This is a genomic window from Streptomyces sp. NPDC027189, assembly GCF_055566975.1.
This window is the reverse complement of record NZ_JBVHRI010000005.1, coordinates 301,173-322,855: the sequence shown is the minus strand read 5'-3', so window position 1 is coordinate 322,855 and position 21,683 is coordinate 301,173. Positions and strand designations below refer to the sequence as shown.

Here is a 21,683-nt window from a genome sequence, read left to right as displayed (position 1 = left end):
GGAACTGCGCGTCGAGCCACGAACAACCCGCGGCACATGAACGACCCGCAGTTCCCCGGCACAGCCGGCGGAGCGCCTACGCTCCGCGCAACACCGCGTCCGTACGCTCGGCGGCCAGCGCCACCGCCGCGTCGCGGGCCGCGGACGCCTCGTCCACGGTCAGCGTGCGGTCGGCGGCACGGAACCGCAGCGCGTACGCGAGCGACTTCTTGCCCTCACCGAGCTGCTCACTGTTCTCGTAGATGTCGAACAGCCGGATGGACTCCAGCAGTTCACCCGCGCCCTCGCGGAGCGCGGCCTCGACGTCCGTGTGCGGGACGAACTTGTCGACGACCAGTGCGACGTCCTGCGTGGCGACGGGGAAGGTCGAGATCTTCGGGCCCTTGGGGAGGCCCTCGCTCGCCTGCTCCAGCGCGTCCAGGTCCAGCTCCATCGCGCAGGTGCGCGCGGGCAGGCCCAGGGTGTTCAGGACGCCGGGGTGCAGCTCACCGGCGTACCCGATGACCTGCTCGACGCCACCCACGCGGACCGCCAGCTCGGCGCAGCGGCCCGGGTGCCACGGCCCGTACTGGCCGGAGCGGACGAGGAGTTCGGTCCCCGACTCGCGGGCCAGGGTGCGCGCGGCCTCGATCGCGTCGGCCCAGTCGGCCGGGCGGCCCTTGCCCCACCAGCCGGCCTGCTCGCGGGCGCCCGCGAGGACGACGGCGGCGTGCCGCGGCTGGATGGGGAGCGCGGCGGTGAGCGACGCGATCTCCTCGTCGGTCGGACGGCGGTCGACGGGCAGCCAGCCCGCGACGCGCAGCTCGTCCTGCGGGTGGAAGACCAGGCCCGTCTCGAAGAGCGCCAGGTCGTGCGCACCACGTCCGTCGTTGCGGCGCAGGGCCTGGAGCAGGCCCGGCAGCAGCGTCGTACGGAGCGCGGGCTCCTCGTCGGAGAGCGGGTTTACCAGCTTGACGACCTTGCGCATCGGGTCGTCGGCGGCCAGGCCGAGCTGGTCGAAGACGTGCTCGCCGATGAACGGGTAGTTCAGCGCCTCGACGTATCCGGCGCCGGCCAGCGCGCGGCCGATACGGCGCTGCAGCCGCTGCCGGTCGGTGAGGCCGAGGCCGGCGGGGGGCGCCGGCAGCGTGGAGGGCAGGTTCTCGTAGCCCTCGAGACGGATGACCTCCTCCGCGAGGTCGTTCGGGTCCGTCAGGTCGGGGCGCCAGGACGGCACGGTGACGATCAGCTCGTCCTGACCGTAGACGTCGCAGCCGACCTGCTGGAGACGGCGTACGACGGTCTCGCGGCCGTATTCGACACCGGCCACCTTGTCCGGGTGGTTCGCCGGGACGGTGATGGTGTGCGGCGCGGAGGGCGCGATGACCTCGGTGACTCCGGCGTCGGCGCTGCCGCCTGCGAGGAGGACCAGCAGGTCGACGGTCCGCTGGGCCGCGGCGGACGCGGCCTGCGGGTCGACGCCGCGCTCGAAGCGCTTGGACGCCTCGGAGGCCAGCTTGTGCCGACGGGCCGTACGCGCGATCGAGATCGCGTCGAAGTGCGCGGCCTCGATGACGACCTCGGTGGTGGTGCCCTCGGTGTCGTCGATCTCGGTGTTGGCGCCACCCATGACGCCCGCGAGGCCGATGGGGCCGCGGTCGTCGGTGATGACCAGGTCCTCGGCGTCGAGCGTGCGCGTGACGCCGTCGAGAGTGGTGAGCTTCTCGCCCTGCTCGGCCCGGCGCACGCCGATCGCGCCTTGGACGCGGGTGCGGTCGTACGCGTGCAGGGGCTGGCCGAGCTCCAGCATCACGTAGTTGGTGATGTCGACGGCGAGCGAGATCGGGCGCATGCCCGCCTTCTGGAGGCGGCGCTGCAGCCAGATCGGGGAGCGGGCCTCGGGGTCGAGACCCGTCACCGTGCGCGCCGTGAAGCGGTCGCAGCCGCGCGGGTCGGCGACCTGCACCGGGTAGCCGAACGCGTTCGGCGCCGGCACGTCGAGCAGCGCCGGGTCGAGCAGCGGGCGCCCGTACGCGATGGCCGCCTCGCGGGCGATGCCGCGCAGCGAGAGGCAGTACCCGCGGTCGGGGGTGACGGCGATGTCGAGGACCTCGTCGACGAGCTGAAGCAGCTCGATCGCGTCGGTGCCGACCTCGGTCTCCGGCGGAAGGACGATGATGCCACCGCTGCCGTCGTCGCCCATGCCCAGCTCGTCGCCGGAGCAGATCATGCCGTGCGAGGTCCTGCCGTACGTCTTGCGCGCGGCGATCGCGAAGTTGCCGGGCAGGACGGCGCCCGGCAGGACCACGACGACCTTGTCGCCGACGGAGAAGTTGCGGGCGCCGCAGACGATCTCCTGGAGCTCACCGGTGCCGTTGGCGGTGCCGACGTCGACCAGACAGAAGCGGATGGGCTTCTTGAAGCCCTCCAGCTCCTCGATGGACTGCACCTGGCCGACGACCAGGGGGCCCTTGAGGTCGGCGCCGAGCTGCTCGACCGTCTCGACCTCGAGGCCTGCCGAAATGAGCTTGGCCTGGACGTCGCGCCCGGTCTCCGTCGCCGGCAGGTCGACGTACTCCCGCAGCCAAGAAAGCGGGACCCGCATCAGATCTCCATCCCGAACGGCCGGGTGAACCGGACGTCACCCTCGACCATGTCTCGCATGTCTTCGACGTTGTGGCGGAACATCAGCATCCGCTCGATGCCGAACCCGAAGGCGAATCCGCTGTACTTCTCCGGGTCGACGCCGCAGGCGATGAGCACCCGCGGGTTGACCATGCCGCAGCCGCCCAGCTCGATCCAGCCCTCGGAGGAGCACGTCCGGCAGGGGCGGTCGGGGTTGCCGACGGACTCGCCCTTGCAGACGTAGCAGAGCATGTCCATCTCGGCGGACGGCTCGGTGAAGGGGAAGAAGGCCGGGCGCAGCCGGGTCTTCATGTCGGAGCCGAAGAGCACCTGAACCATGTGGTCCAGGGTGCCCTTGAGGTCGGCCATGGTCAGACCCTCGTCGATGGCGAGGAGCTCGATCTGGTGGAAGACCGGGGTGTGCGTGGCGTCCAGCTCGTCCGTGCGGTACACGCGGCCCGGGCACACGATGTAGACGGGCGGCTCACGGTCGAGCATGGCGCGGGCCTGCACCGGCGAGGTGTGCGTGCGCAGCACGACACCGGACTCGCCGTGGTCGCCCTTCGGACCCTCGACGAAGAAGGTGTCCTGCATCTGCCGGGCCGGGTGGTCCGGGCCGAAGTTCAGGGCGTCGAAGTTGAACCACTCGGCCTCGACCTCGGGGCCCTCGGCGACCTCGTATCCCATGGACACGAAGACGTCGGCGACCCGCTCCATCATGGTGGTCAGCGGGTGCCGGGCGCCTGCCGGTACGCGGTCGTAGGGCAGCGTGACGTCCACCGCCTCCTCGACCAGCACCCGGGCGTCGCGCTCGGCCTCCAGCTCGGCCTGGCGGGCGGCGAAGGCCTTGTTCACGGCGCCGCGGGCCTGGCCCACGCGCTTGCCGGCCTCGGCCTTGGCGTGCGGGGGCAGGGCGCCGATCTCGCGGTTGGCGAGGGCCAGCGGCGAGGTGCCGCCGGTGTGGGCGACCTTGGCCTCCTGGAGCGCGTCGAGGTCACCGGCGGCTGCGAAGGCGGCGAGCGCCTTGTCCCGCATGCGCTCGATCTCTTCCGGTTTCAAGGCCTCGACCTCTACAGGGTCGTACGACTTATTCGGTGCCGACATCTCTTCCCGTGCTTCCGGTTGGCTGGCGGATGGTCCCCGTCGACGACTCGGAGACGAATCGTCCACATTGAGGGACGCAAAGGTGCCAAAGGCCGAGTCTAACGGGGTGGGAGACAGCCTTGGACGCGCAGTCCAAGGGGTGGCTCCTGAGCGCGTGCGCCCGTGGGGCCTCTTCGGCGTTACAGCAGATACGCCGGGGTGCCCACGGGCAACGTAAATCGGAACTCGGCGCCGCCGCCGGGGGCGCGGCCGACCGTGATGGAGCCGCCGTGGGCCTCGACGATGCCCTTGACGATGTAGAGCCCGAGCCCGGTGCCGCCGCGCTTGCTGCCCCGCCAGAAGCGGGTGAAGACGCGGTTCATGGATTCCTCCGGGATGCCGGTGCCCTCGTCGCTCACGGTGACCGACGTGGCCGCGTACTCGCCGTCTTCGCGCTCACGCGGGGACGCCGAGGGCGCTACGTCAATCGTGACGGTTCCCTCGCCGTGGCGCACCGCATTTTCGAGCAGGTTGCTGAGCACCTGGTCGATCTTGTCGGGGTCCGCCCAGAGAGCGGGCAGGGGATGTTCGATGCGGAGCAGGAAGCGGTCGGCGGGCTGGCCCGCGGTGACGTACGCCTGGATGTGGCGGCCGACGGCGGCGCCGATGTCGACGGGCTGGCGGCGCACCTCGAGACGCCCGGAGTCGATGCGGGAGATGTCGAGCAGCTCGGCGATGAGCCGCGTGACGCGATTGGCGTCGGCGTCGACGGTCTCCAGCATGAGCTTCTTCTGGTCGTCGGTGAAACGCTCCCACTTGGCCAGCAGCGTCGCGGTGAAGCCCTTGACGGAGGTGAGCGGCGAGCGCAGTTCATGGGCGACCGTGGCGATCAGCTCGGCGTGGCTGCGCTCGGTGCGGCGGCGGGCCTCGGTGTCACGCAGGGAGACGACGACGCGGTGGATGGGGCCGGTCGGGTTCGTCCGCACGTAGCGAGCCGAGACGAGGACCTCACGGCCGCCGGGCAGCAGCAGATTGCGCTCGGGCTGACCGTTGCGGATCGCGAGACCGCCGTAGGGGTCGGTCAGCTGCCACCAGCGGCGGCCCTCCAGGTCCTCTAAAGGGAGGGCCGACTCGAGTCGGCGGCCGAGGGCCTCGGAGGGAGGAACGGCGGTGATACGAGCCGCGGCGGCGTTGAAGCAGATCACCCGGCCCTGCTCGTCGGCGACGACGAGTCCGTCGGGCAGGTCGTCGGGGTCGATACCCAGCTCGGCCCCGAGCTCGGCGCCCGGGGCGCCCGCGGCGTCGGCTCCGAGTGCGGCTTCACGCTCGGTGGCGAGCTCACCGCGCCGGGACGCGGGTGTGCCGCGCACGTCCCGTGCTCGCGGCGCCTTCTGCGCACCGCTCGTGCCGACACTCATCCCCGTACCCCACCTCTCGTCTGGCAGTGGGCCCCCGAGCCCGTCACCCTACTAGCTGTCGGTGACGGAACGGCACCCTCCGGAGGCGCGCTGTGCACGGGCGGATGCATAGAGACATACGGCGGCGGCCGTGGCGAGGTTCAAGCTCTCGGCCTTTCCGTGAATAGGAACGCGCACGACGGCATCGGCCAGCGCGCGGGTCTCCTCCGGAAGCCCCCACGCCTCGTTCCCGAACACCCAGGCGGTGGGCCCGCCCATGGTCCCCTTGTCGAGCTCGTCGTCGAGATCGTCGTCACCGGCGCCGTCGGCGGCGACAATCCGCACACCGGCGTCCTTGAGCCCCTGCACGGCCCGCTCGACGGGCACGCCGACAGCGACGGGCAGATGGAACAGGGAGCCGACCGAGGCCCGTACGGCCTTGGGATTGTAGAGATCGACGGACGCGTCGGTGAGGACGACGGCCTCGGCGCCGGCTGCGTCCGCGCACCTCAGCACCGTCCCGGCGTTCCCGGGGTCCCGGACGTGCGCGAGTACGGCGACGAGCTTGGGCGCGGCCCGGAGGATCTCCTCGAACGGGGTGTCCAGGAAACGGCAGACCCCGACCAGCCCCTGCGGGGTGACGGTCGTCGAGATGTCGGCGATCACCGCCTCGTCGGCGAGATGCACACGCGCCCCGGCGTCCCGGGCCTCCCCGACGATGTCGGCGTACCGCTCCGCCGCCTCGACGGTCGCGAAGAGCTCCACCAGCGTGGCGGCGCCGTCGGCCCGATGCGCCGCCGCCTCCCGCACGGCCTGCGGCCCCTCGGCGAGAAACAGCCGCTCCTTCCCCCGGAAGTTCCGCCTCGCCAGCCGCCGCGCGGCAGAGACACGAGGCGAGCGCGGGGAGATCAACTCGGGGGCGGCAGCCATGGGTTCACCTTCGGTGGGTTACGGAGAATGGTTCAACGCCCGCCGCACGGGGCTGAACCGACGACGGGGATCTCGTGGACGGAGCGTCTCGCGTCTGCCGCCGAGCACGACAGCAGGCTGTCGTTTGCGGCTGCGGCTGCGGCTGCGGCTGCGGCTGCGGCTGCGGGCGAGTATCCCGGCAAGCCGGAGCCTTCAGCCTCTGGAGCGACCGGGACCTTCAGCCGCGGCGGTGACCGGAGCCTGCAGCCTCCGAAACAACTGGGATCTTCAGCCGCGGCGGCGACCGGAGCCTTCAATCGCGGCGGCGAGCCGGGATCCCCCGCCCTGGCCCGGGAGTGCGTGGAAATTCCCGCGGCTGCTTCGCCCAGGGCCCGCACCGCTGCGCGGGCGAGCGTCTCCCGCCATGACAGCGGCTGAGGCTTCCCGTCTGCGGGGCGGTCCTTCCCGCAGTGGCGGGTGAGCCCCTTGCCGCCGACAGCGTGGGCCCTGCGGGCGAGGCCCTTCGCCCAGGGCGGCAGCCGCCTCTTCCCGCCGCGACGGCACTCGGCCGTGACGGGGTCCGGGCGGTGCCGACCGGGCGGAGCAACGCGCAGCGTACGGTCCACGACCCGGCCACGGACGGCCCGCGGGGCCGAACCAGCCGCCACCACGACCCGAGCCGTGCACGGCTTGCGAGGCCGAAGCCGAACGTCCGGCCGGGAGAACCGGCCCTCGCACAGCGCAGGGCAGCGCAGCGCAGGCGCAGCGAAAACGCACATGGACCCGCAAGCCGCGAGGCAAGCGGGTCCACAGCTACGTCCGGCTCAAGCCAGCGCGAGCGTCACGCGGCCTTCGGCGCGTTGACGTCCGACGGCAGCGCCTTCTGCGCGACCTCGACGAGCGCGGCGAACGCGTTGGCGTCGTTGACGGCCAGCTCCGCGAGGATCTTGCGGTCCACCTCGATGTTGGCGGCCTTCAGACCCTGGATGAGGCGGTTGTACGTCATGCCGTTGGCGCGGGCAGCGGCATTGATGCGCTGGATCCACAGCTGACGGAAGTCGCCCTTGCGCTTCTTGCGGTCGTTGTAGTTGTAGACCAGCGAGTGGGTGACCTGCTCCTTGGCCTTGCGGTACAGGCGCGAGCGCTGACCGCGGTAGCCAGAGGCGGCCTCGAGGATCGCCCGGCGCTTCTTGTGGGCGTTGACTGCCCGCTTGACGCGTGCCACTTTTTAACTCCTTGTAGCGGGGCCGTGGTGGTCGTCACACGGCCCGAAATCGATTGGGTCCCGGTCCAGACGTACGGCGGCGAGGCGCCGATACGTCACTTGCCGAGAAGCTTCTTGATCTTCTTGGCGTCGCCCGGGGCCATCTCGGCGTTGCCGGTGAGGCGACGCGTCAGACGGGACGACTTGTGCTCGAGCAGGTGGCGCTTGCCGGCGCGCTCACGGAGCACCTTGCCGGAGCCGGTGACCTTGAAGCGCTTGCTGGCACCGCTGTGCGACTTGTTCTTCGGCATAGCGCCGTTCTCTCCTCGTCAGTGGCGTTCCGATGCCCGGTCGTTAAACCGGGCACGGTGGAACGTCATGTATGTGTCGATTGTCATCCCTGGACGGGTGTCCCAGGACTCCACGGACTCTCGTCCGTGACTCCCCGGGGCCTTCGCCCTGGGATCAGGCCTCGGCGGAAGCCTCGGCCGGGGCCTCGGCGGTCTCGGCGTCGGCCGTCTCGGCGTCAGCCGTCTCGGCGGCGTTCTGCGAGCGGCCCGGGTTGGCCTTCGCTTCCGCCTTGCGAGCCGCCTGGGCCTCACGGGCCTCGGCCATCGCCTCGGTCTTCTTCTTGTGCGGACCGAGAACCATGATCATGTTTCGGCCGTCCTGCTTCGGGTTCGACTCAACGAAACCGAGGTCCTCGACGTCCGACGCGAGACGCTGCAGCAGTCGGTAGCCAAGTTCCGGCCGGGACTGCTCGCGACCACGGAACATGATCGTGATCTTGACCTTGTCGCCCTGCTTGAGGAACCGGACGACGTGACCCTTCTTGGTGTCATAGTCGTGCGGGTCGATCTTCGGCCGGAGCTTCATTTCCTTGATGACCGTGTGCGCCTGGTTCTTGCGCGCCTCACGGGCCTTCATGGCCGACTCGTACTTGAACTTCCCGTAGTCCATGAGCTTGCAGACCGGCGGGCGCGCGTTCGCGGCCACCTCGACCAGGTCGAGGTCGTACTCCTGCGCAAGCTCCAGGGCCTTGGCAAGCGGAACAATCCCGACCTGCTCGCCGCTGGGACCGACAAGTCGCACCTCGGGAACGCGAATCCGGTCGTTGATGCGGGGCTCGGCGCTGATGGATCCTCCTCGGTAGCACCACACGGCGGTCTGGCGGACAGCCGCGTATGTCTCTGATGACATGTGGACCAACCACCGCGGGGCATGAAAAATGCCCCGGGACGGTACACAGGCGGGGCTCCAAGGACTACCGGAGCACCGCCGCGGTGAACCGCGGGGCGCACTTTCGGGCGACTCCACCGTCCGTACGGAACGGTGGTGGCCGCCTGACCGGGTGACCCGCCGTCCCGGAGGACGGTCAGGTGGGAGATCGGAGCCTCCACTTGTGGGCCGGGTGCGCTGACATATGTCTGGGCACATCCAGCCGGTCGTCACACAAGGTTAGCAGCTCCCCGGGGGAGGCGCGAACCGGTGTGCACCGGACAGTGCACCGGCCTCCCCCGCACAGGGGCGGGCGTGCCGGGGCCTATCGTGTGAGGCATGAGTGACACCCCTCCCCAGACGCCCGACTACGACGCCCTGACCCGCGACATCGCCGAGGTCCCCGCGGTCGAGGTGATCGTGACGGTCGCCGTCAACCTGATGAGCGCCGCCGCAGTGAAGCTCGGTCTGACCGAGGAGGGTGACGAGCACAAGGACCTCGACGAGGCGCGCAAGCTGGTGACCGCGCTGGCCGGGCTGCTCGACGCGAGCGCGACCGAGATCAGCTCCTTCCACGCGGCACCGCTGCGCGACGGCCTGAAGTCGCTGCAGCTGGCGTTCCGCGAGGCGTCGATCGTCCCGGACGAGCCCGGCCAGGGCCCGGGCGAGAAGTACACGGGCCCGGTCTACGGCTAGGTCTTCAGGAGCGTACGTACAAGGGCTCGCCCGGCGGCGTCGCCCCGGCCGGCAGCAGTGCCAGGTCGAGGCCGCGCACCAGGCGGGCCCTCAGCGTTTCGTCGGCCGCGAGCCGCTCGGCGACCGCGCGTGCGGTGTCGGCCGGGGCGGCGGACGGGTCCACTACGAGGGCGAGGGTGCCGTCGGCCTGCCCGGGGCCGAGGTGGGCGCGGAGCACCAGGGGTTCGGCGGCGACCGCGGCCCGTACCGCTTCGACGACGGCCGGGTCGGCCAGCGGGTCGGCGGACGTGCGCCCCTCGGCGAGTGCCAGCAGGGCGGAGCCGGTCAGCTCGTAGGGCACGGGTCCCGCCATGTCCAGCACGATCGTGTCGGCCTTCTCGTGCGCCGCCGCCTGCAGGGCCTGGTGCAGGGGTACGGCGACGGGGCGGGCCTCGGGGTCCCAGCGGGCCAGCGACTCGGTGGAGGTGAAGGCGGGCAGCGCCGTGCGGCTGCCGGCCTTCAGGGTCGGCACGGCCATGTCGCTGGTCTTCTCATGGCGGAGGCCGTTCTCGTCCTCCTCGACCTCGCCGAGGATGGCCACGACGGGCACCAGCAGCCGGGCTCCCTTGAGCGCCTCCAGGACCGGCCGCACGGCGGTGCGGTCCTCGGACCAGGCCGCGAGCGCCGCGCTCAGCCCGGGGTCGGCGGAGCCGTCGTCGTCGGAGAAGCCGGAGTCGGGAATGTTCTTGTTCGCCACGGTCCCCGACCCTATCGGGGGGATGCTGCTGCGCTTGTGCGGCCCCGGAAACCCCGCGTTGACAGGGCTCATGGGTTTCTCAGCCTTCCCTGACACACATCTAACATTCGCCTAACCGCGGGCACAGGCCCGGCACCCAGCATCGCGGGATGGACCGTCACAGAGCCCGCGGGCGCCGCGCCCGGCCCTCCCGACGCAAGCCGATCCTCTATACCTTGGTGGCCTCCGCCGTCCTCGTGGGCGGTACGGCGGCCGGAACGGTGTATGTGAAGGCACAGGCGCACGACGGCCCGGGCCTCGTATCGTCGTCCCCGGCCTCGGCATCGTCCTCGGCGTCGCCGACCGTCAGCGAGGAGGCCTCGGTGGAACCAGTGGCGGAGCCCGCGGTGGACCGGGACGCGCTGCTCACCAAGGCGATGCAGGCAGTGACCGTGGAGGACGGCGCGGAGGTGTCGGTCGCGGTTCTCGACCTCGACTCCGGTGAGAGCGCCGCGTACGGCGACGGCACCTTCGACACCGCAAGCATCGTCAAGGTCGACATCCTGGCCACGCTGCTGCTCCAGGCCCAGGACGCGGACCGGCATCTGACGGCCCAGGAGAAGACGCACGCCGCCTCGATGATCGAGAACAGCGACAACACCTCCGCGTCCGCCCTGTGGCGCACGATCGGACAGGCGGACGGGCTCGCCTCCGCCAACCAGCGCTTCGGACTGACCGGTACGGAGGGCGGGGACGGCATGCTGTGGGGTCTGACGCAGACCACCGCGGCCGATCAACTGACCTTGCTGCAGCAGGTGTTCGGGGACGACTCGGCACTCAGCGAGAGCTCGCGGACATACCTTCAGGGGCTCATGGGTGACATCGCCACCGATCAGCACTGGGGGGTGTCGGTCGCGGCCGACGGCTCCAAGTGGGCCCTGAAGAACGGGTGGTTGGCGCGCAGCACGACCGGCCTGTGGGACATCAACAGCATCGGGCGGGTCACGGTCGACGGACACGACTATCTGGTGGCGACGCTGTCGCACGGCAACTCGACGAAGGCGAAAGGGATTTCGCTGGTGGAGGCGGCGACGCAAGCGGCGGTCTCCGCCTTCCAGGACACGGCCGACGACTGAGGCCGTACGCCGCCGACAGCTGAGGCGTGTGTCTCGGTCGTGTAGGCCTGTCTCGAAGGCGTCGCTACAAGCCGTACCGGCGCGGGCCCCTGCGGCCGCGCCACAGCAGCACCGCCGTCGCCAGCAGGACCGCGCCGAGGCCGCCCGCGAGGGGGCCCGCCCAGCCGGAGGAGTTCTCGTCGTCCGCGGGGGTGTCGGGCCCCGAACCGAAGTACTTCTGGCCGTACGCCGCCGAGTGGAGCCCTTCCGGCTTGAGACGGTCGGCTCGCTTGATCGCGGCGGCGGGGTCGATGAAGCCGAAACCGCGGGAGTCGTCGCGACCGCCGGCGGGGGCGTTGCGGGCCGTGTCCTCCAGGAGCTGCTTGATCTGGGCCGGGGACAGGCCCGGGTGGGCCGCCTTGATGAGCGCGACCGCGCCGGAGACGAACGCGGACGCCGCGCTGGTGCCCCAGCCCTCGTAGTATCGGTCGTCCGGGTCGGCGATGACGACGTCGACGCCGGGGGCGCTGACGGTGGCGTACCAGCGGCGGGTGGAGAAGGAGGCGCGGGTGCCGTACCGGTCGACGGCGGTCGCGGTGATCACGCCCGGGTAGGCGGCGGGGTACGAGACATGGTCGCCCTTCTCACCGCCGTTGCCGGCCGAGGCGACGACGACCACACCCCTCTTCAGGGCGTACTGGACGGCCTCGTCCTCGGCGGGTTCGGGGTGGGCGGACTTGGAGTCGTCGCCGAGGGAGAGGTTGATGACGTCGGCGCCGTGGTCGGTGGCCCAGCGGATACCCTCGGCGAGGGCGTTGCCACGGGTGCTGCGGGCCTTCGTACGGGCGGAGTCGCCGTCTTCGAGGATGACGCGGACGGGGAGGATCTTGGCCTCGGGGGCGATGCCCATGACGCCGTCGGCGTCGCCCGCGCCGTGACCGTGCCCCGCGATGATGCCCGCCATGGCGGTGCCGTGCCGGGCCCAGGCCCGGTCGCCGCGGCTCGCGCCGAAACCGACCATGTCCTTGCCGGTGAGGACGTTGCCCGCGAGGTCGGGGTGCTGGGCGTCGACGCCGGTGTCGAGGACCGCGACGGTGATGCTCTTGCCCTTCGTCGTGCGCCAGGCCTCCTGGGTGTGCATCGCGTCGAGGGCCCACTGCTGGGCGCGTATGCCGTCGGCGTGGGCTGCGGTCGGCGGCACCAGGGCGAGGGAGGCGGCCAGCAGGACGCCGAGGAGCCCGGCCCTGCGGGTCCGTCCGGCCCTACGGGTGGGTCCGGCCTTACGGGTCATGACGGCTTCTCCGTGGCCGAGGTGACGGTCTTGCGAAGGCCCCGCTCCACGCGGTCGGCGAGGCCCTGCGCCTCGTGTCCGAGGCCCGCCTGGGCCGGAGCCGTGGTCGCGCCGGGCTTCATGGCGTCGACGGCGGGCTGCGGGGCCGTGACGATGCGGCCGTCGGCGAAGCCGGAGACCGCGTAGACGACGACAGGGGCGTCAGTGAGGACCGACACCGTCCAGCAGGCACGCTGGGCGTCGCCGAAGTCCTCGGCGTCGGTGCCCTTCGCGGCGTACGGGCGGGGCATCAGGTCGGTGCGCCGGTCCAGGTCCTCTTTGCGGAAGCGGGCCTTCAGCGAGGTCATCGCCGCCGCGTCCGCCTTGGTGAACAGCAGTCCGACGGTGGTGACGTGGCTGCGGGTCGCGTCCGTGTACGTGGCGCGCAGCAGGCGCAGGCAGCCGACCGGGGCCAGGGCCTTGCGCAGGAGCGGGTCGAAGGCGTCCTTGCAGCCGCTGTCGGGGGCGACGGCGATACGGGTCCAGGTGCGGTCGGCGCCGCCGGGGCCCGCGCCCACGCCCTGCAGGGTGGGCGGGAAGAGCTGGTTCACGGGCACGCTGTGCCAGAGCTCACCGGACGCCGCGAAGGCGCTCCGCGAGCCGGACCCGTCCGCGCTGTCCCCGGTCAGCCAGCTCCCTGTCACCGCACCGCCGATGAGGCCGAGCCCGAGCACGACACAGGCCGCGGCCGCCACGGCACGGGGCCGGGTACGGCCGCCGAGCGGGCGCGGCCGTGCGGTCTCGTCGTTGTACGTCTCCGGCTGCGCGAACGACACGAAGGGGCGCTCCACGCTCGGGGTGATGGACGGGGGTGCGGGAACCGGGCGTTCCGCCGGTTCCTCGGCCGGGATGGGGCGCAGCCGCCGGGTCGTCTCCTCGGGACTCTCCTGGGGCACGGCGGCACGCCGCTCGGCGGGCGCCGGGGGCGCGTCCGGGAACCGCGCGGAGGCCGCGGGCGGGGGCGGGGGCATCGCGCTCGACCGCCGCTCGGGACGCAGTTCGGGGAACCGTCGGGCCTCCGGCGCAGCGGACCGCGGGGCACGAGTGAGCTCCGCCGCCGGCACCGGCGTATCGGGCATATCCGCTGTATCGGTCGAGGAGTCGAAGAAGTCGAAGGACCTCGACGGGGACGGCACGCGCCCCGCACGGGGCATCGCGCCGACACCGGCCGCCCGAGGACCGTCACCGGCCGCCGAGGGCGAACCGAAGTCCTCCCCCACCGAAGGCGGCTCCACCGGGCGCGGCGGCAGCGACGCGGCACCGCTCGACGGCGAGGCCACGCGCCTCGAAGCGTCCACAGGCCGGGACGACGAAGCATCGCCGGTCCGCGCGGCCGCGGGGCGGAACGAGGACGGCGCAGCGTCGCCCGCCGGCGCCGTCACGGGGCGCGGCAGAACCGACGGGGCGTCACCCGACACCAGATCTCGAGCCCGGGACGACGAGGCCTCACCGGAAGGCGAAGCCGTCGGGCGGGGCGGCAGATCGGTCTGGCGGGGCACCGAGGCCTCGCCCGAAGGCGAAGCCGTGGAGCGGGGCGGCAGATCGGTCTGGCGGGGTACCGAGGCCTCGCCCGAAGGCGAAGCCGTGGAGCGGGGCGGCAGCGGCGCGGTGCCGCCCGGCAGCGGATCCCGCGACGGGCGCGGCGGGGCGTAGCCCGGGGGCGGGGTCGCGGGACGGGGCGGCGCCAGGGGCTCTGCCCTCGACACGGCCTCGCCGCGCGACGGGGTTTCCCCGGGAGCCGCCGCCTCGCGCCGTGCGGCCTCGCCGGGCGGCGACGGCTGCTCGGGCGACGAAGGCTGGTCCTGACGGGGCAGGCCCGACGGGGTATTCGGATCGGGCGGAGTCGACTGGTCGTGCGGGTTCGACATGCCCGACGTGCGCGACGGAGCCGCCGTGCTCGGCGGAGGCGTGGTGTCCGGCGGAGGCGTCGAAACGGGCGGCGTCGCCGGGCGTGGGGGAAGGGAGGCGCGGCGCGCTTCCGTGCTCATGGACCCCCCGTTTCCTCGTACCCGGGCCAGCGGACCGCCTCGGAGCTCGGCGGGGCCGTTTCACATGCGCGGAAGGGAACCCCGCCACGGGCACGCATACCCGTACCGGTGGACCGTCACCCCGGGCAGGGCCCGCCGGGGCAAGGTCGTTCCTCCCTGCGTGCGCGTCACTCTACGGGTTGACCCCGGCCCGGAGGGAACCAGTCCGGGGCCCCGGGGCATCTGCCCGGAACGTCCCCCTACCCTGCGGTAATCGAGTCTGGCAGGCTTCGGTCATGACTGCCCGCGCCGCAGACAGGGCCCGCTACGACCGGGCCACCGCTCACCTCGACGCCCCCGTCGCGATCGTGGACCTGGAGGCCTTCGACGCGAACGCGGACGATCTGGTCCGCAGGGCCGCCGGCAAGCCGATCCGCGTCGCCAGCAAGTCCCTGCGCTGCCGCGCCCTGCTCGAACGCGTCCTGGACCGGGACGGCTTCGCGGGCATCATGTCCTTCACCCTCGCCGAGTCCCTGTGGCTGGCCAGGTCCGGCTTCGACGACGTACTGCTCGCCTATCCGTCGGCGGACCGCGAGGCGTTCGCCGAGCTGACCAGTGACCCCAAGCTCGCCGGAGCCGTGACCGTCATGGTCGACGACCCGGCCCAGCTCCGTCTCATCGACGAGGCCCGGCAGGGCGGCACCGAAGTCGTGCGCGTCTGCCTGGAGTTGGACACCTCCCTCAAGCTGCTCGGCGGCCGGGTCCGGGTCGGGGCCCTGCGCTCGCCGCTGCACTCGCCCGCCCAGGTCGCCGAGATGGCCCGCGCCGTCACCCGGCGGCCGGGGTTCAAGCTCGTCGGGATCATGGCGTACGAGGGCCACATCGCGGGCGTCGGTGACGCGGTCGAGGGGCAGCCCCTGCGCTCGCGTGCCGTCCGGCTGATGCAGGCCACCGCCCGCAAGGAGCTCGCCCAGCGGCGCGCCGAGGTCGTCCGCGCGGTACGGGCCGTGGAGCCGGACCTGGAATTCGTCAACGGCGGCGGCACCGGCAGCGTCCAGCACACCGCCGCCGAGGACGCGGTCACCGAGATCGCGGCGGGCTCGGGGCTCTACGTGCCGCGGCTCTTCGACAACTACACCTCGTTCACCGGGCGTCCGGCCGCGCTGTTCGCCCAGCCCGTCGTCCGCCGGCCGGGCGTTGGGGTGGTCACGGTCCTCGGCGGCGGCTACCCGGCCTCCGGCGCTCCCGGCCGCGACCGGCTGCCCGTCCCCCACCTCCCCGAGGGGCTGAAGTACGACCCCCAGGAGGGCCCCGGCGAGGTGCAGACACCGCTGCTCGGCTCCCCCGCGGACGATCTGCTCATCGGCGACAAGGTGTGGTTCCGGCACGCCAAGGCCGGCGAGCTGTGCGAGCGGTTCGACACGCTGCATCTGGTGCACGGCGATGCGGTGACGGCCGCCGTGCCGACGTATCGCGGGGAAGGACACACCTTCCTCTAGGGCCGGTCGGGCCTCTGGAGCCGGTCCGGCGGCCTCACTTCGTCGGGCCGATACTGCTGCCCACGCCGCCGCCCGTGTCCGCGTCGCCCAGCGGCCGGATCCCCTTGGTGATCTTGTCCATGTCGGACAGCGGCGGCCCGTCGGCGCCCGCGTCGAAGGCGAAGCGGACGATGACGAGCGACTCCGAGCCCACGCTGGACGGGAAGGCCAGCGACTCGACGTAACCCCCGGGCCCCACCCCGGTCCTGACCTTCCAGCGCACGAAGTACCCGGCGCGCCCGGCCACGGCGACCGAGCCCGCCTTCACCAACTGGTGGGACTTGATGCCCTTGTAGGGGCGGCTGTCGACGAGGTCGCGGTCGTACGCGCCGTTCGCGGCGTCCTCGATGTCCTGCTCGGCGAGGACCCGCGGGGACTTCTCGTCGTTCGCCGTGACCGTGCGCGAGATGACCCGGCCGTGGCGGCAGAGGCCGGGGTCGCCCGGGCAGTCGTACGTGCCCGGAGTCGTCATCACGACGTCGTCCTCGGCGACGTACTGCGGTCTGGCCCAACCGTCCAGCAGGGGCAGGGTGATGCCGTTGAGCTCGTCCACGACGACGGACGGGTCTTCCGTCGAGGGGGCGGAGGTGGACACCGAGGGCGATGGTGTCCCGGTCTCCGGCGGGGCAGGGGACGCGCCGGTCGGGGTGGCCTGCGCCGCCGCGTCGCCGTTGCCGCCGTCGCGGCCGAGGAGGACGGCGCCGGTGACGATCGAGGCGACGAGCACGACCGCGGCCACGGTGAGCGCGATGGCCTTGGCACGGCCGGAACCGCCCGTTCCGGGCGACTCCGGCTGCGCCAGAGGCTGTTGGGGCACCTCCGGCTGGCGCCGGTGGTCGGTCCAGGCGGTCCCGTCCCACCAACGCTCGACGAGGGGATAGGAGGGGTCGCGGTACCAGCCGGGCGGTGGCGTCATGCTCATCCCGGCACTCTAGGACGAGCCCCGAAGATCAGTACACGGTGCTCGGCACATGGTGCTCGCTCGGCACAGGGTGCTCAGTGGACGGCGTCCTCCTGATCGGGCACGATCGAGCCGTCCGCCCCGCGCACGGGCCCCTTGCTGCCATCGGGCGCGTTGTAAGCGCTCGTCGAGCACGGGTAGGGATCCGGCTTGCGCGGCAGCGGGTCGATGAACATCGGGTTGATCACCCAGCGGCCGTCGGCGTCGTCGTAGGCCCGGCACATGAGTTCGCTCTTGTTGCGGTTGAGGACGACGTGCGCGCCGGTGGCGTCGCCGACGAAGGTGACGTCGGTGTCGGCGTCGCCGCCCGCGATCGCGGGGCGATGGCGTCGGTCCTGCCGCTGCCAGGCCGCGGCTCCGCGCACACCGTAGATCTCCTGGTTGATCCAGCAGCGCTTCCCGTCGATGTACGGGATGACTTCGCCCTGGTTCACCGCTACGTCGCCGCAGCCCTGGTTCCAGGTGGTGATGCGCCCGTGCCGGTCGAGGACGGAACGGATCGCCACGGTGTGCCGCGCGTCGATGCCGACGCCGCGCGACCAGACCTCGGTGACGGGTTCGGAGCCCGCCGAGACGATGTAGACGTCGAATCCGGCCCTTTGGAGCGTACGGATCAGATCGCGCTGCTGGTCGTAGTAGCGGACGTACGCCGGGAGGGTGTGGGTGCCGAGGATCCGTGTCGAGCCGACGGGCGCCGCGAGGGCCTCCGCGCGGGCCCGGCGGGCGTACGAGGTCAGCTCGGCGATCGTGTGTCCGGCGAACAGCTGGGGCACCCAGGCGTACTGCGGGACGGTGCGCCGGTGGTTCCATTCTCCGGCGAAGGCGGCGGCACCGCTCATCGTCCTCCCCTCCGCGCGGATCTCGAAGATCTCGTCCGTGCAGCGGGTGTTCGTGGCGGTGGGCAGCGGCGCGCCCACGGGAACGTCGGTGGCGCAGGCGGCGGTGAGTGCGGTGTCCGCCGCGTCGGTCAGCCACTTGCTGGTGGCCTTCCAGCCCGCCGGGCGCAGGATCTTGTCGTGCCGCAGGGCCCAGGCGAGGGTGGCGTCGGTGACGTCGTTCTTGGTGACCGTGTTGTCCCAGTCGAAGGCGGCGACCGGGTGACCGCCGAGGTGTCCGGCGCAGGCGCCGCGCTCGTCGATGACCTGCTGCAGGTGCGCGCGGTTGTCGCCGTACCAACTCGCCGACAATTGCGGGCAGTTGGCGCGCTCGGCCGGAGCGGCGGGTGGCGCGGCCGCCAGGGCGGCGGCCGCGGCCAGGGTCCACGCGAAGACGGATCGGTATCGCATGGGACGTGCATACACCGGGGTGGGCTACAGAGGCGTGACGTACGCGCCCGAGATCCCGCCGTCCACCAGGAAGTCGGTGGCATTCACGAAGGAGGAGTCGTCGCTGGCGAGGAAGGCGACCGCCGCGGCGATCTCCTTGGCCTCGGCGAACCTCCCGACGGGGATGTGCACGAGCCGCCGCGCGGCCCGCTCCGGGTCCTTGGCGAACAGCTCCTGGAGGAGCGGGGTGTTGACCGGCCCGGGGCACAGGGCGTTGACCCGGATGCCCTCCCTGGCGAACTGCACGCCCAGTTCGCGGGACATGGCCAGCACACCGCCCTTGGAGGCCGTGTACGAGATCTGCGAGGTCGCCGCGCCCATCCGGGCCACGAACGACGCCGTGTTGATGATGGAGCCCCTGCCCTGGCGTCGCATGTAGGGGATCGCGGCCTTGCAGCACAGGTAGACGGAGGTCAGGTTGACTTCCTGGACGCGCTTCCAGGCCTCCAGGCCCGTCTCCAGGATGGAGTCGTCGTCGGGCGGCGAGATGCCCGCGTTGTTGAAGGCGATGTCGACGGAGCCGTAGGTGTCGTACGCCGTCCTGAAGAGCGCCTCGACCTGCTCGGGGTCGGTGACGTCGACCTTCACGAAGGTCCCGCCGACCTCCTCGGCGGCCGCCTTGCCGCGCTGCTCGTCGACGTCGCCGCAGACGACGTGGGCGCCCTCGGAGGCGAGCCGGCGCACGGTGGCGAGGCCGATGCCGCTGCCGGCGCCGGTGATGACGGCGGTGCGGCCGACGAGACGGCGGCAGATGCTTTCTTCGGTCACTGTGCGGGGCCCTCCGTGCTGATGAAGACGTTCTTGGTTTCGGTGAAGGCGGTGAGCGCGTCCGGCCCGAGTTCGCGGCCGATCCCCGACTGCTTGAAGCCCCCGAACGGGGTCCAGTAGCGGACGCTGGAGTGGGAGTTGACGGACAGGTTCCCGGCGCGGACGGCACCCGACACCCGCAGTGCCCGGCCGACGTCGCGGGTCCAGATGGAGCCGGAGAGGCCGTACGACGTGTCGTTGGCGAGCCGGATCGCGTCCGCTTCGTCCTCGAAGGGGAGGACGACGGCGACGGGGCCGAAGACCTCCTCCACGGCCACGCGCGCGTGCGGCTCGACGCCGATGAGGACGGTCGGCGGGAACCAGAAGCCGGGGCCCTCGGGGGCCTTGCCCCGGATGCCGGGTGCGTCGGCGGCAACGTAGGACCGTACGCGCTCCAGCTGCGCCCGGGAGATCAGCGGGCCCATCTGCGTCTGCTCGTCGGCCGGGTCGCCGACGAGGACGGACTCGACGGCCGGGGTGAGGAGTTCGAGGAAGCGGTCGTAGGCGGAGCGCTGGACGAGGATGCGGGTGCGGGCGCAGCAGTCCTGGCCGGAGTTGTCGAGGAAGGACATGGGGGCGGCGGCCGCAGCGGCCTCGATGTCGGCGTCGGCGAAGACGATGTTGGGGCTCTTGCCGCCGAGTTCGAGGGTGACGCGCTTGAGGAGGGCCGAGCCCTTCGCCAACACCTGTTTGCCCACGGTCGTGGACCCGGTGAAGACGATTTTGGCCACTCCCGGGTGCTCGACGAGGGCGTTGCCCGCGACGGGTCCCGCGCCCGGCAGCACCTGGAACAGGTGCTCGGGAAGGCCCGCCTCCAGGGCGAGTTCGGCCAGGCGCAGAGCCGTCAGGGGTGTGGTCTCGGCGGGCTTGAGGATCACCGCGTTGCCGGCCGCGAGCGCCGGTGCTGTGCCCCACGCCGCGATCGGCATCGGGAAGTTCCAGGGTGCGATGATCCCCACGACGCCGAGCGGTTCCAGGATCGTGACGTCGAGACCTCCCGGCACCGGGATCTGACGGCCGGTCAGCCGCTCCACTCCCCCGGCGGCGTAGTCGAGCAGATCGCGGACGTTGCCCGCCTCCCAGCGGGCGTTGCCGAGGGTGTGGCCGGCCTCGCGGACCTCCAGCCGGGCCAGCTCTTCGAGGTGTTCGTCCACGACGACGGCGAAGCGGCGCAGCAGCCGGGCGCGCTCGCCCGGCGCGAGGGCGGCCCACCCGGCCTGTGCCTTCGCAGCCCGTACGACGGCGGCGTCGACGTCCTGCGGGGTGGCTCCCGGGACGGTGGCGATGACCTCTTCGGTCGCGGGATTGAGTACCTGGAGCTCGTACGGTGCGGCGTACTGCTCGGACTGCTCGGACAAGAAGGGCCTCACATGCGTTCGAAGGAGCGGCGCAGCTCCCAGTCGGTCACCGCGGCATCGAAGGCTTCGAGCTCGACGCGCGCCATGTTGCGGTAGTGCGCGACCACCTCGTCACCGAAGGCGGCCTTGGCGATGGGGCTGTTCTCCCAGAGCTCGGCGGCCTCGCGCAGCGTGGTGGGCACGTGCTCGTACTCGGAGGCGTACGCGTTGCCCGCGCACGGCTCCGGCAGCTCCAGCTTCTGCTCGATGCCGTACAGGCCGGCCGCGACGAGTCCGGCGACGGCCAGGTGCGGGTTGACGTCGCCACCGGGGAGCCGGTTCTCGAAGCGCATCGAGCGGCCGTGGCCGACGACGCGGAGGGCGCAGGTGCGGTTGTCGTATCCCCAGGCCACGGCGGTCGGCGCGAAGGAGCCGGGCTGGAAGCGCTTGTACGAGTTGATGTTGGGCGCGTAGAGGAGCGAGAAGTCGCGGAGCGCGGCGAGCTGCCCGGCGAGGAAGTGGCGCATGACCTCCGACATGCCGCCCGGGTCGTGGGAGGAGCCGGCCATGACGTTCGTGCCGTCGGCGTCCGCGAGCGAGAGGTGGATGTGACAGGAGTTGCCCTCGCGCTCGTTGTACTTCGCCATGAAGGTGAGCGAGACGCCCTCCTGGGAGGCGATCTCCTTGGCGCCGGTCTTGTAGACGGCGTGCTGGTCACAGGTGACCAGGGCCTCGTCGTACTTGAACGCGATCTCGTGCTGGCCGGGGTTGCACTCGCCCTTGGCGGACTCGACGGTCAGCCCGGCGGCCTGCATCTCGTTGCGGATGCGGCGCAGGAGCGGCTCGATGCGTCCGGTGCCGAGGACCGAGTAGTCGATGTTGTACTGATTGGCGGGCGTCAGGCCCCTGTACCGCGCGTCCCAGGCCTGCTCGTAGGTGTCCTTGAAGACGATGAATTCGAGCTCGGTGCCGACCTGGGCGGTGTAGCCGAGCGCGGCGAGGCGGTCGAGCTGGCGGCGCAGGATCTGGCGCGGCGCGGCCACGACCGGGGAGCCGTCGTTCCAGGCGAGGTCGGCGATGAGCAGGGCGGTGCCCTCGTTCCAGGGGACGCGCCGCAGGGTGCCGAGATCGGGGTGCATGGCGAAGTCGCCGTAGCCCCGGTCCCATGAGGACATCTCGTACCCGTCGACCGTGTTCATCTCGGTGTCGACGGCCAGGAGGTAGTTGCAGCCCTCCGTGCCGTGCTCCAGGACCTCGTCGAGGAAGAAGCGTGCGGCGAACCGCTTGCCCTGGAGCCGCCCCTGCATATCGGGGAAGGCCAGGACGACGGTGTCGATCTCACCGCCCGCGACGAGGGCGTGCAGTTCCTCGACGGCGAGCGGGGGTGTGCGGTCTGCCACCGGAAAAGCCTCCTTGGGTCAGCCGAGAGCCATAAGGTATTGCCGAGAACCATTGCTTGGGAAGGGGGCACGACCGG

General features: G+C 71.8%; 19 protein-coding genes. 4 read left to right on the top strand and 15 right to left on the bottom strand.

The window, feature by feature from the left end; genetic code table 11:
• Positions 1 to 76 precede the first annotated feature (76 nt).
• The 7 genes from pheT to infC form a co-directional block, all read right to left on the bottom strand.
• Entirely contained in the window at positions 77 to 2,584 is a 2,508-nt protein-coding gene (gene pheT / locus ACZ4RZ_RS15020; protein WP_467744761.1) for a phenylalanine--tRNA ligase subunit beta, read from the bottom strand.
• Entirely contained in the window at positions 2,584 to 3,708 is a 1,125-nt protein-coding gene (pheS, locus tag ACZ4RZ_RS15015; protein ID WP_467744759.1) for a phenylalanine--tRNA ligase subunit alpha, read from the bottom strand. The genes pheT and pheS overlap by 1 nt, the downstream gene beginning before the upstream one ends.
• Before the next feature lie 179 nt (positions 3,709 to 3,887).
• On the bottom strand, positions 3,888 to 5,105 hold the full coding sequence (locus ACZ4RZ_RS15010; RefSeq protein ID WP_467744757.1) for a sensor histidine kinase: 1,218 nt from the start codon (positions 5,103 to 5,105) through the stop codon (positions 3,888 to 3,890).
• Positions 5,106 to 5,156: 51 nt separating this feature from the next.
• Entirely contained in the window at positions 5,157 to 6,014 is an 858-nt protein-coding gene (locus tag ACZ4RZ_RS15005) for a TrmH family RNA methyltransferase (protein WP_467744755.1), read from the bottom strand.
• Positions 6,015 to 6,834: 820 nt separating this feature from the next.
• Complete coding sequence (gene rplT, locus ACZ4RZ_RS15000) at positions 6,835 to 7,218, bottom strand: 50S ribosomal protein L20 (RefSeq protein WP_467744753.1); 384 nt, start codon at positions 7,216 to 7,218, stop codon at positions 6,835 to 6,837.
• 95 nt (positions 7,219 to 7,313) lie between these two features.
• Positions 7,314 to 7,508 carry a 50S ribosomal protein L35 gene (gene rpmI, locus ACZ4RZ_RS14995; RefSeq protein WP_007829094.1) on the bottom strand — a complete coding sequence of 65 codons (195 nt, stop codon included), beginning with the start codon at positions 7,506 to 7,508 and terminating at the stop codon, positions 7,314 to 7,316.
• Between the two features lie 154 nt (positions 7,509 to 7,662).
• Positions 7,663 to 8,397, bottom strand: coding sequence for a translation initiation factor IF-3 (infC, locus tag ACZ4RZ_RS14990; protein ID WP_467744751.1), 735 nt, complete (start codon positions 8,395 to 8,397; stop codon positions 7,663 to 7,665).
• Between the two features lie 357 nt (positions 8,398 to 8,754).
• Between infC and ACZ4RZ_RS14985 the strand changes: the two genes are divergently transcribed.
• A complete protein-coding gene (locus ACZ4RZ_RS14985) occupies positions 8,755 to 9,111 on the top strand; it encodes a DUF1844 domain-containing protein (RefSeq protein WP_467744749.1) in 357 nt (118 codons plus the stop codon).
• Positions 9,112 to 9,115: 4 nt separating this feature from the next.
• On the opposite strand, the gene ACZ4RZ_RS14980 is transcribed toward ACZ4RZ_RS14985, so the two are convergent.
• Entirely contained in the window at positions 9,116 to 9,847 is a 732-nt protein-coding gene (locus ACZ4RZ_RS14980; RefSeq protein WP_467744747.1) for an SseB family protein, read from the bottom strand.
• 149 nt (positions 9,848 to 9,996) lie between these two features.
• Here ACZ4RZ_RS14980 and ACZ4RZ_RS14975 point away from each other — a divergent pair, with 149 nt between their 5' ends.
• Complete coding sequence (locus ACZ4RZ_RS14975; protein ID WP_467744745.1) at positions 9,997 to 10,962, top strand: serine hydrolase; 966 nt, start codon at positions 9,997 to 9,999, stop codon at positions 10,960 to 10,962.
• Between the two features lie 64 nt (positions 10,963 to 11,026).
• Here the strand turns inward: ACZ4RZ_RS14975 and mycP are convergent, their stop codons facing one another.
• Together mycP and ACZ4RZ_RS14965 are read right to left on the bottom strand one after the other, a co-directional pair.
• Positions 11,027 to 12,232, bottom strand: coding sequence for a type VII secretion-associated serine protease mycosin (gene mycP, locus ACZ4RZ_RS14970; protein WP_467744743.1), 1,206 nt, complete (start codon positions 12,230 to 12,232; stop codon positions 11,027 to 11,029).
• Positions 12,229 to 13,242, bottom strand: a complete 1,014-nt coding sequence (locus ACZ4RZ_RS14965; protein ID WP_467744741.1) for a hypothetical protein — start codon at positions 13,240 to 13,242, stop codon at positions 12,229 to 12,231. The genes mycP and ACZ4RZ_RS14965 overlap by 4 nt, the downstream gene beginning before the upstream one ends.
• Before the next feature lie 73 nt (positions 13,243 to 13,315).
• Here ACZ4RZ_RS14965 and ACZ4RZ_RS14960 point away from each other — a divergent pair, with 73 nt between their 5' ends.
• Together ACZ4RZ_RS14960 and ACZ4RZ_RS14955 are read left to right on the top strand one after the other, a co-directional pair.
• Positions 13,316 to 13,924, top strand: a complete 609-nt coding sequence (locus ACZ4RZ_RS14960) for a hypothetical protein (protein ID WP_467744739.1) — start codon at positions 13,316 to 13,318, stop codon at positions 13,922 to 13,924.
• A gap of 610 nt (positions 13,925 to 14,534) precedes the next feature.
• Positions 14,535 to 15,737, top strand: a complete 1,203-nt coding sequence (locus tag ACZ4RZ_RS14955) for an amino acid deaminase/aldolase (protein ID WP_467744737.1) — start codon at positions 14,535 to 14,537, stop codon at positions 15,735 to 15,737.
• A 34-nt stretch (positions 15,738 to 15,771) separates the two neighbouring features.
• Here the strand turns inward: ACZ4RZ_RS14955 and ACZ4RZ_RS14950 are convergent, their stop codons facing one another.
• The 5 genes from ACZ4RZ_RS14950 to ACZ4RZ_RS14930 form a co-directional block, all read right to left on the bottom strand.
• Positions 15,772 to 16,698, bottom strand: a complete 927-nt coding sequence (locus ACZ4RZ_RS14950; protein WP_467744735.1) for a DUF2510 domain-containing protein — start codon at positions 16,696 to 16,698, stop codon at positions 15,772 to 15,774.
• Between the two features lie 74 nt (positions 16,699 to 16,772).
• Entirely contained in the window at positions 16,773 to 18,023 is a 1,251-nt protein-coding gene (locus tag ACZ4RZ_RS14945) for an HAD family hydrolase (protein WP_467744734.1), read from the bottom strand.
• A 24-nt stretch (positions 18,024 to 18,047) separates the two neighbouring features.
• The gene (locus ACZ4RZ_RS14940; protein WP_467744733.1) at positions 18,048 to 18,830 is read right to left on the bottom strand and encodes a 3-oxoacyl-ACP reductase; all 783 of its coding nucleotides are present in this window, start codon (positions 18,828 to 18,830) and stop codon (positions 18,048 to 18,050) included.
• Complete coding sequence (locus ACZ4RZ_RS14935; RefSeq protein ID WP_467744732.1) at positions 18,827 to 20,227, bottom strand: aldehyde dehydrogenase family protein; 1,401 nt, start codon at positions 20,225 to 20,227, stop codon at positions 18,827 to 18,829. The genes ACZ4RZ_RS14940 and ACZ4RZ_RS14935 overlap by 4 nt, the downstream gene beginning before the upstream one ends.
• An 8-nt stretch (positions 20,228 to 20,235) precedes the next feature.
• Positions 20,236 to 21,606: a glutamine synthetase family protein gene (locus ACZ4RZ_RS14930; protein ID WP_467744731.1), complete on the bottom strand. Its 1,371-nt coding sequence runs from the start codon at positions 21,604 to 21,606 to the stop codon at positions 20,236 to 20,238.
• Positions 21,607 to 21,683 lie beyond the last annotated feature (77 nt).